Source organism: Variovorax paradoxus (genome assembly GCF_000834655.1).
In the GTDB taxonomy this organism is placed as follows: Bacteria; Pseudomonadota; Gammaproteobacteria; order Burkholderiales; family Burkholderiaceae_C; genus Variovorax; species Variovorax paradoxus_F.
In genome coordinates this window covers 98,130-114,279 of sequence record NZ_JXQQ01000007.1, presented here as the reverse complement: position 1 = coordinate 114,279, position 16,150 = coordinate 98,130, and the positions used below count along the sequence as shown (strand labels likewise).

The window sequence follows — 16,150 nt, the reverse complement described above, 5'->3', positions numbered from 1 at the left end:
AACAGTATTCATATCCTCCCCTCTGACCGTTCGGCCTGAGCTTGTCGAAGCCGGGGCTGTGCGGTGGATAGCCCTTCGACAGGCTCGGGGCGAACAGGACGAGCGGCTGGGTCGGCACGATCGGCGCTGGTGCAACGATCAAAAGCTTCAGCACGAACAATGGCGCCGGGACTCTCCCCCGAGCGTTCGGGCTGAGCTTGTCGAAGCTGCTCACGCGCGCTGCTGGACTTCGCCAATTCCTTGATGCGGTCCCACTCGCCCCGGATCAAAGCCTCTTTCTTTGCACGCGACCATCCCTTGATCTGCTGCTCGAACGCGATCGCACCTTCTCGCGTGTCGAACCCGCCCTGCCAGACCAACTCGAGCGGCTTTCGCGTTGCGGTGTATCCGTCCTGCCCATCGACATGCTGGCGCATCCGGATATCGATGTCATCGGTATGGCCCGCGTGATACGAGCCATCCGAACAGCGCAGCAGGTAGGAGAAGAAGGGTTTCACGAGGGTGGTGGAAGGCTTCGACAAGCTCAGCCCGAACGGGTGGTTGTTTTCGAGTGGACGTTCGAGAGGACGCTTGTGTCCTGGACGCGCCAGCGGTAGTGCAGGTCGACGCCCTCCTCGCCTTCGAGCACGAAGCCGTGCCGCAGGTAGAAGCGGTTGGCATCGCTCTGCACGAGCGCGGTGAGCTTGATGTCGAGCTTCTTCTCGCGCGCCTCTGCCTTCGCCCAGCGCACCACCCATTCGCCGATGCCGCTGCCCTGGAAGCCGGTACGCAGGTACAGGTGGTCCAGTCGCAGCGCATCCGCGCCTTCGGGCTTGAGCGTGACGAAGCCGACGCGCTGGTCGCCGTCCAGCACGATGTGGTGCATGAACGGCACGGCAAAACCGGCGCTCAGCCGTTCGCGCGAACGCGCGAGGTCGAAGCGCCCGACACGCTCCAGGCTCGGGCGCATCGCATCGATGCGCACGGCCAGCATGTCCTCGAAATCGCTGGAATCCACAGGCTGCAGCGACAGCCGCGACAAAAGATCGCCCACGTCTGGCGTCCCCGTCAGGCCGCGACGGCCGCGCGGATCTGCTCCAGCACGTCCTTGGCGCTGGCCGGAATGGGCGTGCCCGGTCCGTAGATGCCCTTGACGCCGGCTTCGTAGAGAAAGTCGTAGTCCTGCCGCGGGATCACCCCGCCGACGAACACGATGATGTCGTCCGCGCCCTGCTTCTTGAGCTCGTTGATGATGGCGGGCACGAGAGTCTTATGGCCGGCTGCGAGGGTGCTCACGCCGACGGCATGTACGTCGTTTTCAATCGCCTGCCGCGCGCATTCTTCGGGCGTCTGGAACAGCGGCCCCATGTCCACATCGAACCCCAGGTCGGCGAATGCGGTCGCAACGACCTTGGCGCCGCGGTCGTGCCCGTCCTGCCCGAGCTTGGAGATCATCACGCGCGGGCGGCGGCCCTGCGCTTCGGCGAAGGCGTTGATTTCGGTCTTGAGGGCTTCCCAGCCCTCGGCGGAGTCATAAGCAGCTGCGTACACACCGGTCACCTTTTGCGTGTCGGCCCGATGGCGGCCGAATGATTTTTCGAGCGCGTCCGAAATCTCGCCCACCGTCGCGCGCAGGCGCACGGCGTCGATGCTCAGCGCGAGCAGGTTGCCGGTGCCGTTCTCGGCCGCTTCGGTGAGCGCGTCGAGCGCGGCCTGCACCTTGGCTGTGTCGCGGGAAGCCCGGATCTTCTGCAGCCGCGCCACCTGCTGGTCGCGCACCATCACGTTGTCGATGGAGAGGCTGTCGATCGCGTCCTCGTTCTTCAACTTGTACTTGTTGACGCCCACGATCACGTCCTTGCCCGAATCGATGCGCGCCTGCTTCTCGGCGGCGGCCGCCTCGATCTTGAGCTTGGCCCAGCCGCTGTCGACCGCCTTGGTCATGCCGCCCATTGCCTCGACTTCTTCGATGATGGCCCAGGCCGCGTCGGCCATGTCCTGCGTGAGCTTCTCCATCATGTAGCTGCCGGCCCAGGGGTCCACCACGTTGGTGATGTGCGTCTCTTCCTGGATGATGAGCTGCGTGTTGCGCGCGATGCGCGAGCTGAACTCGGTGGGCAGCGCAATCGCCTCGTCCAGCGCGTTGGTGTGCAGGCTCTGCGTGCCGCCGAACACCGCAGCCATCGCCTCGATGGTGGTGCGCACGATGTTGTTGTAGGGGTCCTGCTCGGTGAGCGACCAGCCCGAGGTCTGGCAGTGCGTGCGGAGCATCAGGCTCTTCGGGTTCTTGGGCTCGAACTCCTTCATGATGCGGCACCACAAGAGGCGCGCCGCGCGCATCTTGGCCACTTCGAGATAGAAGTTCATGCCAATGGCCCAGAAAAAGCTCAGGCGCCCGGCGAAGCCGTCCACATCGAGGCCCTTGGCCAGCGCCGTCTTCACGTATTCCTTGCCGTCGGCCAGGGTGAAAGCCAGCTCCAGCGCCTGGTTGGCGCCAGCTTCCTGCATGTGGTAGCCGCTGATCGAGATCGAGTTGAACTTGGGCATGTTCTGCGCCGTGTACTCGATGATGTCGCCGATGATCCGCATGCTCGGCGCGGGCGGAAAGATGTAGGTGTTGCGGACCATGAACTCCTTGAGGATGTCGTTCTGGATGGTCCCGCTCAGCTGGTCCTGCGCCACGCCCTGCTCTTCGGCCGCGACCACGTAGCCCGCGAGCACCGGCAGCACCGCCCCGTTCATCGTCATCGACACGGAGACCTTGTCCAGCGGGATCTGGTCGAACAGGATCTTCATGTCTTCCACCGAATCGATGGCCACGCCGGCCTTGCCGACGTCGCCCGTCACGCGCGGATGGTCGCTGTCGTAGCCGCGGTGGGTGGCCAGGTCGAAGGCCACGCTCACGCCCTGACCGCCGGCGGCCAGCGCCTTCCGATAGAACGCGTTCGATTCCTCGGCGGTCGAGAAGCCCGCGTACTGGCGGATGGTCCAGGGGCGCACCGCATACATGGTGGCCTGCGGGCCGCGCAGGTACGGCTCGAAGCCGGGCAGCGTGTCGGTGTACTTCAGGCCCTGCAGATCGGCCGCGGTGTAGAGCGGCTTGACGGTGATGCCGTCGGGCGTGACCCAGTTCAGCGCGCTCACGTCGCCGCCCGGCGCGGACTTGGCCGCGGACTTGGCCCAGGCGCCGAGATCGGCGGGCTTGAAGGTGGGTTCGGGTGTGCTGCTCATGGAAGGCGCCGCTTTGCAGTTGTCTTGCAGGGGATTACAGGGATTCGCAGATTCGCCCGCAAGGATTTGCAGGCCGGCAGCGAGTCTAACCCATCCATAATTATTAATTCAAACCCGTTTTCTGCGGTACATTCCTGCCCATGTCCGCCGTCCCCCTGACCCCGCTCACCCCGCGCGCCCTGTACGAAGAAGTGGCCGAGCTGCTGCGCCAGCGGATCTTCCGCCGCGAGCTGGAGCCCGGCAGCTGGATCGACGAGCTCAAGCTCGCCGAGGAATACGGCATCAGCCGCACACCGCTGCGCGAAGCGCTGAAGGTGCTGGCCGCCGAAGGACTGGTAACGATGAAGCTGCGCCGCGGCGCCTACGTGACCGAGGTGTCGGAGCAGGACCTGGCGGACGTCTACCACCTGCTCTCGCTGCTGGAGAGCGACGCGGCCGGCGTGGTGGCCGAACGCGCCACCGATGCCGAGCGTGCCGAATTGAAGCGCCTGCACACCGAGCTCGAAGCCGCCGCCGCGCCGGGCAAGGAAGACCGCGAGCATTTCTTTGCGCTCAACGAGCGCTTCCACATGCAGCTCCTGGCCATCGCCAACAACAAGTGGCGCGACCAGATGGTGGCCGACCTGCGCAAGGTGATGAAGCTGAACCGCCACAACTCGCTGCTGAAGGCGGGACGCATTGCCGAGTCGCTGGCCGAGCACCGCTCGGTGATGGCGGCCATCGAGGCGCGCGACGCAGCCGCTGCCATGGCGCGCATGCGCGAGCACTTCAAGAACGGCCTCGAAGCGGCGAATTAGGCTCGCCCCCAGGCTTCGCGCACTTCGTGTCGCTTCGCCTTCCCCCTTCCGGGGGCGATACCTGCGGCCCGGCGGAGCCGGTTCCGCGGTATCCCGCGAAAAGGCAGCGCTCTCTTAGGTTCAGTTGGGGGTGACTGTGCCGGCTTCCGTTGCAATCCGCCGGGCTACGTCAAGCAGGCGGGGCGCCACGCGGTCCAGCATGACGTCCTTGGGCAGCAGATAGGCCGGGCCTCCGCAGCTCAGGCCGTAGCGCTCGCCGCTCGGGCCTTGCAGCGCAAAGCCCAGGGAGTGGATATGCGGGTGCCATTCGCCGAAGGAGCTGCAATAGCCCAGCCGCGTGTATTCCTCGATGCCCGCCATCAGCCGCGGTGCCACCGTGGACCAGTTCTCGCCGGTCTCGGTGCGGATCTGCTCGAGCAGCACGTCCCGCTCCGGATCGGGCAGCGCCGCCAGGTACGCGCGGCCCGCAGCCGAAGTGGTGATCGACAGGCGCGATCCCACCTCGATGCGCGAACTGATGAGCGCCGAGCGGGGACGCAGCGAGTCGATGACCAGCATGTCGAGCTCGTCGCGCACGCCCATGTGGATGCTTGCGCCCGCGAACTCCGACAGCTCGGTCAGATACGGGCGCGCCATCGTTCGCAGGTCGAAATGGCGCAGGTACCGGCTGCTCATGTCCAGGAGCGCCGGCCCGAGGCTGAAGCGCTCGCTGTCGCGAGCCTGACGCAGGTACCCGGCACCTACCAGCGTTGCGGTCAATCGCGAGACGGTCGCTTTCGGAATGCCGGTCGTGTCGGCCAGATCCCGGTTGCCCATCGGTGCAGCGGCCATGCCGATGGTCTTGAGTAGTACCAAGCCGCGTGCCAGCGCGCTCACTTCCTCTTTGCTGCCCACAGCTTCGCTCATGTGAGAACCTCTTTTATTGTTTCCCCTGACCTCTTTATTCTTGAGCAAAAACGGGCGGGCGAGCCACACTGTTGCCGCATTGTTTCGGAACCATGTTCCGTTAAAAGAAGGTAAAACGCCTCGATTCGGCGATTAAAAAGAGCTCATTCGAGCGAACTAACGCACGAAATCACCGAATTCGACGATGTGACGAATGAGCGGGGAAGCGAAAAAGCGGCCCGCTGGCCCGCTGGCCCGCTGGCCGGCCGCTCAGGCGGCTCAGGCGGCCTGCGCGACCGGTTCGTGCGCGAGCGCCATCACCTCGTGCGGCGGGCGCGTCTTCAGGCGGTGGTCGCTCCAGACTTGGCGCCAGCGCCGCGCGCCGGGCAAGCCGTTGCGCAGGCCCAGCATGTGACGTGCGATCGACGACCACTGCGTGCCGTGCTCGGCGGCCTCGCGAACCATGTAGTTGCACATGAGCGATTCCACGTCTTCGCGCGTGAGCGGCTGCGGCGCGGCGCCGAAGAACTCGGCATCCCACTCGGCGAGCCACCAGGGGTTGTGATACGCCTCGCGCCCGACCATCACGCCATCGAGCAACCGCAGATGCTCGTGCACCTGCTCATTGACGGAGATGCCGCCGTTGATGGAAAACTTCAGCGCCGGAAAGTCGTGCTTCAGGCGATGCACCAGCGCGTAGCGCAGGGGCGGGATCTCGCGGTTCTGTTTCGGGCTCAGGCCCTGCAGCCAGGCATTGCGCGCATGCACGATGAACGTGCCGCACCCCGCTTCGCTCACCTGGCCCACGAAGTCGCGCACGAACTCGTAGCTTTCGATCTTGTCGATGCCGATGCGGTGCTTGACCGTGACCGGCACGTCGACCACATCGACCATCGCCTTCACGCAGTCGGCGACCAGCTGGGGCTCGTTCATGAGGCAGGCCCCGAACGCGCCGCGCTGCACGCGCTCGCTCGGGCAGCCGCAATTGAGGTTGATCTCGTCGTAGCCCCATTCCTGGCCGAGCTTCGCGCAATGCGCGAGGTCGGCCGGCTCGCTGCCCCCGAGTTGCAGCGCCACGGGGTGTTCTTCGGCATTGAAGCGAAGGTGCCGGGGCACGTCGCCGTGAACCAGGGCGCCGGTCGTCACCATCTCGGTGTAGAGCAGCGCGTGACGCGACATCAGGCGGTGGAAGTACCGGCAATGACGGTCCGTCCAGTCCATCATGGGTGCAACGGAGATGACCTTCTCTTCCAAAACGCGGGATCCTGTTGTCGGCATCGGCCCGGACATCGGGCGCAGAAGGCGGCGATTTTCTCACGCGGGCTCTTCCACCCGCTGGCGGCCGGCCATGCAGTAGCCCGGCGTCGCACCGGAACGGCCCGTTGCCTGGCTACGAGGGCGACACCACCGCGCGCTCCAGCGCCTCGGTCAGCTGCTCGACGGTGTAGGGCTTGCGCAGCCAGGTGGTTCCTGCCATCGGCTCGGCCGGTTGTGCCTGCCCCGTCACGAAGATCACGGGCACGTGGTGATCGCGCAGCAATCGCTCGGCGAAGTCATGCCCCGACAGCGCGGGCAGGCCGATGTCCACCATCACCACATCGAAGGCCCCGTGGAAGAAGCGCGCGATCGCGGCCTCCGCGCTCTTGACGCCGGTGGCCCAGTGCCCCAGGGCCTCGAGCAGTTTCAGGGTGGTGGCGAGGGTGTCGACGTCATCCTCCACGAGCAGCACGCGAAGCTTGGGTTGCGAGTCAGTGGTCATTGCGTTGCATTTTTCCAGACAACCCGCCGTGTTGCATCACTTGCGAGCCACCACCCTACAGGGATGTACGACAGATGGCGGCGTTGTCTTACTCGGCCGCGGGCCTCCGCCCCGACAATTGCTTCCTCGGCCGAGACAAGCCGATGGACCGTACCCTCTCGCCAACAACGATGACCCGCATCTACCTCATAGAAGACAACCCTTTGATCGCGACGACGCTGACCGATGGGCTGCAAGAATTTTCCGAATGCGATGTCATCGGCACCGCAACCACTTCCACCGAAGCGATCGACTGGCTCAAGGCCAACCCCGGCGAATGGGATGCAGCGGTCATCGACGTGTTCCTTGCCGAGGGCAACGGGCTCACCGTGGCGCAGTATTTGAAGGACCACAAGTCCCCCGCGCAACGCACCGTGGTGCTGATGAACTACGCAACCTCCGAGGTGCGCGAGGGCGCGCTCTCCGCGGGCGTCGATGCGGTCTTCGACAAATCCCTTCAGCTAGAGGCGTTCTACGACTTCTGCGCGGCACTGAACATCACGCCCCGGCGCTGACACAATCGGCCGCGTGCCGACCTTCAAACACAGCCTGCCCTTCGCGCTCGCGTTCGCACTGTCGCTCGCACCGGCTTTCACACACGCGGCAGAGCCACTGCTGCTCGTCACCTCGCCGGCTGCACTGCAGGCCGCCGAAAGATCCGGCGCCGTTTTCGCCCATTGGATCGGCGGTGCTCCCCCTGCATCCGACGGCATCGCGACCAACCAGTCGTTGATGCGTTCGCCGGCATGGCAGTCCATCGCCGCGCCACTCGGAGACAGCCTTGCGCGCATCCAGCGCACTGACAAACAGGCCGGTGTCGGCATCTCGCGCTATCCGCACCGGCTGTTCGACGCGCGCTGGCTTGCAAGCCGCGACGCCTTCTTCGAACTGGTCGGCGTGGCCAACCGCATGGACCGCCGCCCTTTCCAGGGCGGCGCCTGCGGCGAGACGCGGCTCGTGTACCGGCTCGCGTACCGCACCGCTGCGATGCAGTCGCGCTTGCCGATGACCGTCAACGTCGAACTGCGCGGCGATGCGCCCGATGCCAACGGCAGCTGCGCCGACGCCGCGCGACGCTGGCAGCCGCCGCAGGCTGCGATGCCCGACGAGGCGCTCGGCCGCTGGCTGGTGTCGCCCGACGGCCCGCTCGCGCCGCAGCGCCTTGCCCCCGCGCGCATCGCGCAGGTCACCACCAACCTGCAGAGCGTGCGCTGGCCCTCCGCGGTGCGGCCCGATCTTGGTGGCCATGCCGAATACATGCTGCGCGCCTTCCGCTGGAACCCCGGCACGAAGCGCTTCGACGTGGCACCGCTCGAGAACACGCCCGACGTCGCGCGCCTGAAGGCCAGTGCGCCGCTGCGCAAGGAACTGCAGCAGTGGCTGCAACAACCGGCCAACCTGCGCGCGCTGGACGAGGCCTCGGTGCAGATTCCCGAGAAATTCCTCGCGACCGAATCGATCTCCGTCGCACCGCACGGACTTGCGCGGCTTGCGAACCGGCCGTTCGCGCAGGTCTACGCACCCAGCGACTGGCAAGCCGTTCCCGGCAGCCGCACGCTGCAGTCGCCGCAAGCCGTGCTGCGCCGCCTCGACGACCTCAGTTGCGCAGGCTGTCACCAGAGCCGCGCGGTCGCGGGCTTTCATCTGCTGGGCATCGACCGGCGCGGCGCATCGCGCACTTTCACGACCGGCAATGCGCTCGCGCTGCCGCACTCGCCGCACCTGCAGGACGAACTCGCGCGCCGCAGCACCTATGTGCGCGCAGCGCCTTCGACGCCGCAGCCCGACCCGTTCCGGCCACTCGCCGAGCCGGGCACCACAAGCGCCACGCCCGAGAAAGCCACGGTCGGCGCAAGCTGCGAGCCCACGCGCATCACGCAGTCCGCAAACCCGTGGCTGGACCGCGCCGAGAAGCTGCCGCGCATCGCCTGCGAGGGCGTGTTCTCGGTGTGCGAGAAAACCTCGGTCGGGTTCCCGGGCGGCATGTGCTCGGGCCCTTGCGATCCGCTCGACGAGAACGGCACCTGCGGCGGCATCGCCATCCTCAGCGACTTCAACCAGTGCCTGGCCGCGAACCGGCCTTTCGGCGAATGCCTGGGCAAACACACGCGGCCCGGCAACCTGCGCAGTTGCTCGGCGCAGCAGCCCTGCCGCGACGACTTCATCTGCGCGCAAGCCGAAGGCCAGCCCGAAGGGCGCGGCGCCTGCATCCCGCCCTACTTCCTCTTCCAGATGCGGGTGGACGGGCACTCCTGACGATCGCCCGTCCGTCCGTTCGATTCACTCGTTCGTTCATTCGTTCGATGTCGGCCGCATCAGGTACGCGCACACCGCGGCGACCACGCCGAGCACGGCCACATAGATGCCCACCGGCACGATGCTCGAATACTTCGCCACCAGCGTCGCCGCGATGATCGGCGCCAGCCCGCCGCCGATGGCCGCCGCGAACTGGATGCCGATGGAGATGCCCGAGTAGCGCAGCTCCGGCGGGAACTGCGCCGCATACAGGTTCGACTGCGGCGCGAACATCAGTGCGTAGTTGATCGACAGCGCCACCACCATCGCCACCGTGTACGCCGTGAGCGACCCGCTGCCGATTGCCTGGAACAGCGGCACCGCCATCACCGCCAGCAGCAGCCCGCCGAACACATAGAGCCGCCGCGCGCCCACCTTGTCGGCGAGCCATCCGCTGGCAGGAATGGTGAAGACCATGACCACCGAGCCGGCGATCAACGCGTGCAGCGCATCGGCCCGCGAGAACCCGAGGCGGCTCGTCGCATACGAGATCGAGAACACCAGGATCGTGTAGATCAGCGTCACCTCGGCCAGCTTGCCGCCGATGCTCAGCAGCAAGGGCCTCCAGTGCGCCACGACCACTTCGCGTGCCGGCAGCACCGCGGTCTTCTGGCGCACCTTCACCTGCATGAACTCGGGCGACTCCTCCACCTTCATGCGGATGAACACGCCCAGCACGATCAGCACCGCGCTCGCAAGAAACGGCAGCCGCCAGCCCCAGCTCAGGAAGCTCGCCTCGGGCAGTTGCGTCACCAGCGCGAAGGCGCCCGAGGACAGCAACACGCCGATGGGTGCGCCCATCTGCGGCATGCTGCCCACCAGCGAGCGCCACTTGGGCGGCGCATGCTCCACGGCCATCAGCATCGCGCCGCCGAGTTCGCCGCCGAACGAAAGCCCCTGCCCTATGCGCAGCAGCACCAGCAGCACGGCAGCCCAGAGGCCGATCGATTCGTAGGTCGGCAGCAAGCCGATGAGCACGGTGCAGATGCCCATCATCAGCAGGCTCAGCGTCAGCATCGACTTCCTGCCCAGCCGGTCGCCGAAGTGCCCGAAGACGATGCCTCCCAACGGCCGCGCCAGCATGCCGCTCGCGAAGGTGCCGAAGGCGGCCAGCGTGCCGACGGTCGGATCGAAGTTGGGGAAGAAGAGCTTGTTGAACACCAGCGCCGCGGCGGTGCCGTAGGCCAGGAAGTCGAAGGCCTCGATGGCCGTGCCGACCATGGTGGCGGCACCGATCTTCCAGATGCTCTGGCGCTTTGTCCCGGCGGCAGCGCCCTGCAACGGAGACGCAATGCTGCTCATGGCTGTTCCCCCGTGATCTGCCGCGCGAACATCGCGAAGCTCGCGTTGACGATGCTTCGCTGCAGCAGGAAGTCGTGCGACTCCTTCGCGAGCGCCGGGTCCACCAGCTTGAGCCGCCCATAGGCCGACTGAGCGATCAGCTGGTTGCGCGCCGCACGCTCGATGAGCACCGACATGTAGAGAGATTCCTCGATGCTCTGCGTCGCCGCCAGAAAGCCGTGGTTGGCGAGCAGCACGCAGCGTTTCTGGCCCAGCGCGGCGGAGATGATCTCGCCCTCCACGTCGGCAATCGGCAGACCGGGCCATTCCGCGAGGAAGGCGCAGTCGTCGAAGAACGGCGTGGCGTCCATGTGCGCGATCTGCAGCGGCTCGCCCGTCATCGACAGGGCTGACACATACGGCGGATGCGTGTGCATCACGCAGTTCACGTCGGGCCTTCGCCTGTAGACCCAGAGGTGAAAGCGCACCGCCGGGTTGGGCACGCCACGGCCTTCGAGCACGCGCAGCGAATCGTCGATGCGCATCACCGATTGCGGGAGGATCTCGCCGAAGGCATGCGCGAGCGGCGTCGTGAGAAAGGTGCCGTCGGCCTGCCGCACGGTGACCTGCCCGGCCAGCGTTTCGGAATGCCCTTCCTTCGCAAGGATGCGGCAGCTGAGCGCGAGCTTCTCGGCCTCGCTCCAATTGCCGTAGCTGAGTCCGTCGAAAGACGGTGCGTCGTGGGTTGTTGTGCTCGTATCGCTCACGCGGTGGCTCCTGTGCATTGACGGTGGCGGTCAATGTAAGAAGCAAGGCGCGTTTTGCTCTTGCGCGTGAGCGCACGCGGATTGACCCGGCGTGCCAACCAGAACAGAAGAGAGCTATGGCGCCGGATCGAGCACCAGCTGCGTCTGCGTGACGACGCTGCAGAGCTTGCCCTCCGCGTTCGTGATCGCGGTCTGCCAGACCATCGTGGTGCGCCCGCGGTGCAGCGCCACGCAGGTGCCCGTCACCGTGCTGCCCAGGCGCGCACCGGCGATGAACTTGGTGCTCGAATCGGTGGTCGTGGTGCGCTTGCCGCCCGAGAGGTTCACGAGCGTGCCGACCGCGCCCAGCGTATCGGCAAACGCCATCGAGGCACCGCCGTGCAGGATGCCGCCGGCCGTGCAGAGGTCTTGCCGCACCTCCATTTCCGCCACCACGCGGTCGGGCTCCAGCACCGTGATGCGGATGCCCATGAGGCCGGGAAAGATTCCGGCGAACAGCTTCTGGATGTCGGCAATTTCAGCCATCGGTGCCTCCTCGTATCTGCCTGGGTGCCACAGCCTAGTGGAAAGTCTCGATCGTTGCGAGCCGGGCCGAGACCTAGACTGCGGTCGCTTGGCACGAAGCGTGCGGGCCAACCGCAGGAGCCCCACCATGCACCACGACACCGCATCCGAACTGAGCTTTGCGCCCCGCTTCCGCCCGTTCTATCCGGGCGACGTGCAGGGCTACTCCAGCGCGCTCGATTCGCTGGTCTACCCCGGCGAGCTCAGCGTGCAGGACAGCAACCCGCGCATGAGCCTGGAAGCCTGCCGCCTCGTGGGCGGTGGCCTGGCGATCAGCTTCACTTCGACGCCGCTCGCGGTGCGCCACGACACCGCGCTCGCTTCGCCCAGCGGCTCGGGCGACGTGCTGGCCATGATCGCCCTCGAGGGCGAAGGCACCATCGACCAGGGCGGCCGGCGGATTCCGTTCCGCCAGGGCGACATCACTTTCCGCACCACGCGGTTGCCTTCCGTCTGCACGCTCACCGCACCCGGCAAGCTGGTAGTGCTGCGCGTGCCGGCCGCGCGCTTCTTCGGCATCCATGCGGACCTGCACGAGCGCTTCGTGCCTTCCATTTCGCATGCCGATTCGCAACTGGCCGCAGCCGCGCGCACGCACATGGGCCATGTGTTCCCCGGCCCGGTGCAGGGCTCGCCGGCGCTCGCGTATTTCTCGGAACAGTCCTTCGTCTCGCTGCTGGCGGCGACGTATTGCGAGTCGGTCGACGACGAAACCGCCGAAGGCAAGCGCCTCGAGCGCGACCGTTGGCAAAGGCTCGTGGCCTGCATCGAGGCGCACCTTGGTGATGCAGAACTGTCGGTCGATGCAATCGCGAAGGAGCTCGGCATTTCGAAGCGGCTCACGCACCGGCTCTTCGAGATGCAGCGCACGCAGTACGGCACCTACCTGAAGAACCGCCGGCTCGAACGGGCGAAGGAAGAACTCTCGAACCGAAGGCTCGATCACCTGAGCGTTTCGGAAATCGCCTACCGCAACGGCTTCGGCGATGCGAGCCACTTCAGCCGTTGCTTCAGGAGCCATTTCGGCACGCCGCCGGGCGCTTACCGCAGATCGCCGGGTTGAGCAGCCTGCGTGGCATCGGTAAATATCGCTTGCAACTAGATCGCATGCGATCTAATATCCGGCCCATGCCTTCCAAGCGCCCCGCCGCCCCACCCGTCGAAGCCGCCAGGACCAATCCGCTGGCGCTCGACGAGCAGCTGTGCTTCGCGGTCTACTCGACGATGCTCAGCCTCAACAAGGTGTACCGCGGCCTGCTGCACGACCTGGACCTCACCTACCTGCAATACCTCGTCATGCTGGTGCTGTGGGAGAAGGACGGCATCAACGTCTCCGAGATCTGCGGCCGTCTCTCGCTCGAAACCACCACCCTCACCCCCTTGCTCAAGCGGCTCGAGACACGCGGCCTCATCCAGCGCGTGCGCTCCGCATCCGACGAGCGCCAGGTGATCGTGTCCCTCACCACCGAGGGCCGCGCGCTGCACAAGAAGGCGCGCGCCCTGCCCGCCTGCGTGGCCGAAGCGATGGCACTGGAGCCCGGCGAAATCGGCAAGCTGCGCGACGAACTGCTCGCCCTGCGCTCGAACCTCGACAGGTACGCGTGATGGCCCGTTGCATCCGCCTTCCTGTTTTTTCATGCCTTTTATATCGCATGCGATATTAGTCCATGCGATACGAATTCCTTTCTGCCATCTCCACCCCGTCATCGAAAGAACGCACCATGCCTGCACACGCAAATCACTTGACCGCTACGCCAACACGCCGCAGCCTTCTGCTCGGCAGCGCCTCCATCGCAGCCGGCGCCCTCGCGGGCACCGGCTTCTCCACCGCGGCATCCGCCGCTTCCACCGCCGCGCCGAAGCACGGCGCGGTCCACGCCTCTTCAAAAGGAAAGCAAGTCATGAGCAACACCATCGTCACCAAGGACGGCACCCAGCTCTACTTCAAGGACTGGGGTCCCAGCACCGGCCAGCCCATCGTGTTCAGCCACGGCTGGCCGCTCAATTCCGACAGCTGGGAATCGCAGATGCTGTTCCTGGCTTCGCTGGGCTATCGCACCGTCGCGCACGACCGCCGCGGCCACGGCCGCTCCAGCCAGCCCTGGAACGGCAACGACATGGACACCTACGCCGACGACCTGGCCACCGTCATCGAGACGCTGGACCTGAAGAACGTCGTGCTGGTCGGCTTCTCCACCGGCGGCGGCGAAGTGGCGCGCTACATCGGCCGTCACGGCACCAAGCGCGTGGCCAAGGCGGCCCTCATCTCGGCCGTGCCGCCGCTCATGCTCAAGACCGCGGCCAACCCCGGCGGCCTGCCGATCGAAGTGTTCGACGGCCTGCGCGCCGCGCAACTGGCGAACCGTTCGCAGTTCTACAAGGACGTGCCCTCTGGCCCCTTCTTCGGCTTCAACCGTCCGGGCGCCAAGGTGTCGCAGGGCCTCATCGATTCGTGGTGGGCGCAGGGCATGATCGGCGGCCACAAGAACACCTACGACTCGATCAAGGCGTTCTCGGAAACCGACTTCACCGAAGACCTGAAGAAGTTCGACGTGCCCACGCTCATCGTCCACGGCGACGACGACCAGATCGTGCCGATCGGCGCCGCGGGCCTGGCCTCGGCCAAGCTGGTGAAGAACAACAAGCTCATCGTCTACCCCGGCGCGCCGCATGGCCTGACCGACACGCACAAGGACAAGTTCAACGCCGACCTGCTGGCGTTCATCAAGTCCTGATCGGCTCGATCGCCCGATGCGGCTTCAGGCGAGGTACCCACCGTCCGCGGTGAGTGCCGCGCCCGTCACGAACTTCGCATCGGGCCCGGCGAGAAATCCCACCACGCTTGCGATCTCGCCGTCTTTTCCCATGCGCCCGAGCGCCATCAGCGCGCCCATGCGTTCGCCGATCACCTCCTCGGGCGACATGTCGGTCGCCGTCGGTCCGGGCTGCACCACGTTCACCGTGATGCCGCGCGGGCCGAGGTCGCGGGCCAGGCCTCGCGAGAGCGAAGCCACCGCCCCCTTGGTCATGCTGTAGACCGACGAACCCGCGAACCCACTGCGATCCGCCGTCACGCTGCCGATGGTGATGACGCGCCCGCCCTCGCGCATGTGCGGCACGGCAGCCTGCGTGGCGACGAACACCGCGCGCACATTGACGGCCACCATGCGGTCGAAATCGGCGAGGTCATACGCATCGACCATGCCTGCAATCAGGATGCCGGCGCTGTTGACAAGGATGTCGAGCCGCCCGAACGCCTCGGCCGCTTGCGCCACCGCCTGCTGCACGGCCGCCGCGTCGGCGCTGTCGGCCTTGATGGCCAGCGCCTTGCCGCCTTGCGCTTCGATCTCGCCCGCACGCGCCTTGGCCTTTTCGTCCGAGGCGGCGTAGGTGAACGCGACGGCCGCGCCGTCGTTCGCAAGCCGGCGCACGATGGCCGCGCCGATGCCGCGCGAGCCGCCCGTGACCAATGCGACCTTGCCTTCGAGTGTTTTGGACATGATGAAAATCTTCCTTTTTAACGGATCGATCGATCCAGAATAGAGCCAAAAAATGCGCCCGCAAGGGCGCGCCTGTTTACTTCCACGAACCCGCTAGGCCAGGCTTCGCAGCGCCATCCGTGCCACACCGCGCAGCGTCTCGACGGGCGCTCCACCGCGTGCCGAAATCTTGAGCGCTGAGAGCGTGGCCGCCATGAACTGCGCGGCATCCCGCATGTCCACGCCCTTGTCGATCTCGCCCGCCGACTTCGCCTCGGCGATGCGGCGCTCGATTGCTGACAGCAGCGTCCGGCCCGCCGTATCGGTGAGCAGCGAAACCTCCGCATCCGAACGGCCGAACTCGCAAACCGCCCCGATGCCCAGGCAACCGGGCTCGGCTTCTGTGCTCGCCTTGCAGGCCATGGCCATCAGCATGGCCTCCAGTCCCTTCAGCGCCGAGGCGGGGCCGTTGAGCGTGCGGATCTGCTCGGCCACGCTGCCCGCCACGTAGTACTGCAGCGCTTCGAGGTAGAGCTTTCGCTTGTCGCCGAAGGTGTCGTACATGCTCTGGCGGCTGATGCCCATGGCCTTGAGCAAAACCTCGGTGGAGGTGCCGTCGTAACCGAGGTCGGAGAACACGGGGATCGCCCCCTGCAGGGCGGTTTCGCGGTCGAATGCTTTGGGTCGGGCCATGGTCGCGGAGTATAGATCATTCTGTACTTATCTGTCCTGAACTACCGATATCCCTTCCGACAGTCAGCTCTTGCATCGCCATGTTGGGCGCGGCGCTTCGCGCAATCGAGGCGGAACCCGGGCGAGGCCGATGCCGTGTGCGACCGCGATCCGCGCGATCGATGCGCCGCGCGAGCGCGGGCAGATCGAGGACGACGTACCGCGAGTTGAAGAGGAGATCGATTGGGCGGAGCGCGATGCCATTCGGGCTAACGACGTGCGGCTGCAGAGCGTGTACAGCTCGCGCCCCCTTCTTGCTCCTTCCCCTTCCGGGGGAAGGTTGGGATGGGGGCACGACGGCGCTCAATTCATCGCAGCGCCCCATCGAACGCCGCTTGCCCC

At 66.2% G+C, this 16,150-nt stretch carries 17 protein-coding genes; 6 read left to right on the top strand and 11 right to left on the bottom strand.

Annotated elements, in window-relative coordinates:
- Positions 1 to 8: 8 nt before the first annotated feature.
- Genes RT97_RS32305 through scpA form a run of 3 tightly spaced genes read right to left on the bottom strand, consistent with a single transcriptional unit; the run spans position 9 to position 3,210 of the window.
- Positions 9 to 497: a GIY-YIG nuclease family protein gene (locus RT97_RS32305; protein WP_080898148.1), complete on the bottom strand. Its 489-nt coding sequence runs from the start codon at positions 495 to 497 to the stop codon at positions 9 to 11.
- A 26-nt stretch (positions 498 to 523) separates the two neighbouring features.
- The gene (locus tag RT97_RS02415; protein WP_042577188.1) at positions 524 to 1,033 is read right to left on the bottom strand and encodes a GNAT family N-acetyltransferase; all 510 of its coding nucleotides are present in this window, start codon (positions 1,031 to 1,033) and stop codon (positions 524 to 526) included.
- Between the two features lie 14 nt (positions 1,034 to 1,047).
- On the bottom strand, positions 1,048 to 3,210 hold the full coding sequence (gene scpA, locus RT97_RS02410; RefSeq protein WP_042577187.1) for a methylmalonyl-CoA mutase: 2,163 nt from the start codon (positions 3,208 to 3,210) through the stop codon (positions 1,048 to 1,050).
- A gap of 140 nt (positions 3,211 to 3,350) precedes the next feature.
- Here scpA and RT97_RS02405 point away from each other — a divergent pair, with 140 nt between their 5' ends.
- Complete coding sequence (locus RT97_RS02405; protein ID WP_042577186.1) at positions 3,351 to 4,007, top strand: GntR family transcriptional regulator; 657 nt, start codon at positions 3,351 to 3,353, stop codon at positions 4,005 to 4,007.
- A 120-nt stretch (positions 4,008 to 4,127) separates the two neighbouring features.
- Here RT97_RS02405 and RT97_RS02400 read toward each other — a convergent pair whose 3' ends face one another.
- The 3 genes from RT97_RS02400 to RT97_RS02390 form a co-directional block, all read right to left on the bottom strand.
- The gene (locus RT97_RS02400) at positions 4,128 to 4,913 is read right to left on the bottom strand and encodes an IclR family transcriptional regulator (protein WP_042577185.1); all 786 of its coding nucleotides are present in this window, start codon (positions 4,911 to 4,913) and stop codon (positions 4,128 to 4,130) included.
- Between the two features lie 258 nt (positions 4,914 to 5,171).
- A complete protein-coding gene (dusA, locus tag RT97_RS02395) occupies positions 5,172 to 6,182 on the bottom strand; it encodes a tRNA dihydrouridine(20/20a) synthase DusA (RefSeq protein ID WP_437184085.1) in 1,011 nt (336 codons plus the stop codon).
- A 100-nt stretch (positions 6,183 to 6,282) separates the two neighbouring features.
- A complete protein-coding gene (locus tag RT97_RS02390; RefSeq protein ID WP_042577183.1) occupies positions 6,283 to 6,651 on the bottom strand; it encodes a response regulator in 369 nt (122 codons plus the stop codon).
- Between the two features lie 74 nt (positions 6,652 to 6,725).
- Here RT97_RS02390 and RT97_RS02385 point away from each other — a divergent pair, with 74 nt between their 5' ends.
- Both RT97_RS02385 and RT97_RS02380 read left to right on the top strand, forming a co-directional pair.
- Positions 6,726 to 7,205: a response regulator gene (locus RT97_RS02385; RefSeq protein WP_253278110.1), complete on the top strand. Its 480-nt coding sequence runs from the start codon at positions 6,726 to 6,728 to the stop codon at positions 7,203 to 7,205.
- Between the two features lie 13 nt (positions 7,206 to 7,218).
- Positions 7,219 to 8,946 (top strand): hypothetical protein, encoded by a 1,728-nt coding sequence (locus RT97_RS02380; protein ID WP_080898146.1) that lies wholly within the window; start codon positions 7,219 to 7,221, stop codon positions 8,944 to 8,946.
- A gap of 36 nt (positions 8,947 to 8,982) precedes the next feature.
- Here the strand turns inward: RT97_RS02380 and RT97_RS02375 are convergent, their stop codons facing one another.
- The 3 genes from RT97_RS02375 to RT97_RS02365 all read right to left on the bottom strand — a co-directional run bounded on the left by RT97_RS02375 (position 8,983) and on the right by RT97_RS02365 (position 11,558).
- Entirely contained in the window at positions 8,983 to 10,287 is a 1,305-nt protein-coding gene (locus RT97_RS02375; protein WP_042577180.1) for an MFS transporter, read from the bottom strand.
- Positions 10,284 to 11,051: an aldolase gene (locus RT97_RS02370; RefSeq protein WP_052810534.1), complete on the bottom strand. Its 768-nt coding sequence runs from the start codon at positions 11,049 to 11,051 to the stop codon at positions 10,284 to 10,286. Before RT97_RS02370 ends, RT97_RS02375 begins: the two co-directional genes overlap by 4 nt.
- Before the next feature lie 96 nt (positions 11,052 to 11,147).
- On the bottom strand, positions 11,148 to 11,558 hold the full coding sequence (locus RT97_RS02365; RefSeq protein ID WP_042577178.1) for a PaaI family thioesterase: 411 nt from the start codon (positions 11,556 to 11,558) through the stop codon (positions 11,148 to 11,150).
- Positions 11,559 to 11,685: 127 nt separating this feature from the next.
- Between RT97_RS02365 and RT97_RS31990 the strand changes: the two genes are divergently transcribed.
- From RT97_RS31990 to RT97_RS02350, 3 genes are all read left to right on the top strand, one after another.
- On the top strand, positions 11,686 to 12,660 hold the full coding sequence (locus RT97_RS31990) for a helix-turn-helix domain-containing protein (RefSeq protein WP_052810533.1): 975 nt from the start codon (positions 11,686 to 11,688) through the stop codon (positions 12,658 to 12,660).
- 65 nt (positions 12,661 to 12,725) lie between these two features.
- On the top strand, positions 12,726 to 13,202 hold the full coding sequence (locus RT97_RS02355; protein WP_155403711.1) for a MarR family winged helix-turn-helix transcriptional regulator: 477 nt from the start codon (positions 12,726 to 12,728) through the stop codon (positions 13,200 to 13,202).
- Positions 13,203 to 13,318: 116 nt separating this feature from the next.
- On the top strand, positions 13,319 to 14,332 hold the full coding sequence (locus RT97_RS02350) for an alpha/beta fold hydrolase (protein WP_080898144.1): 1,014 nt from the start codon (positions 13,319 to 13,321) through the stop codon (positions 14,330 to 14,332).
- 24 nt (positions 14,333 to 14,356) lie between these two features.
- Here the strand turns inward: RT97_RS02350 and RT97_RS02345 are convergent, their stop codons facing one another.
- Both RT97_RS02345 and RT97_RS02340 read right to left on the bottom strand, forming a co-directional pair.
- Positions 14,357 to 15,097: a 3-oxoacyl-ACP reductase family protein gene (locus tag RT97_RS02345; protein ID WP_042577175.1), complete on the bottom strand. Its 741-nt coding sequence runs from the start codon at positions 15,095 to 15,097 to the stop codon at positions 14,357 to 14,359.
- Between the two features lie 93 nt (positions 15,098 to 15,190).
- Positions 15,191 to 15,769, bottom strand: coding sequence for a TetR/AcrR family transcriptional regulator (locus tag RT97_RS02340; protein ID WP_042577174.1), 579 nt, complete (start codon positions 15,767 to 15,769; stop codon positions 15,191 to 15,193).
- Positions 15,770 to 16,150: the final 381 nt, after the last annotated feature.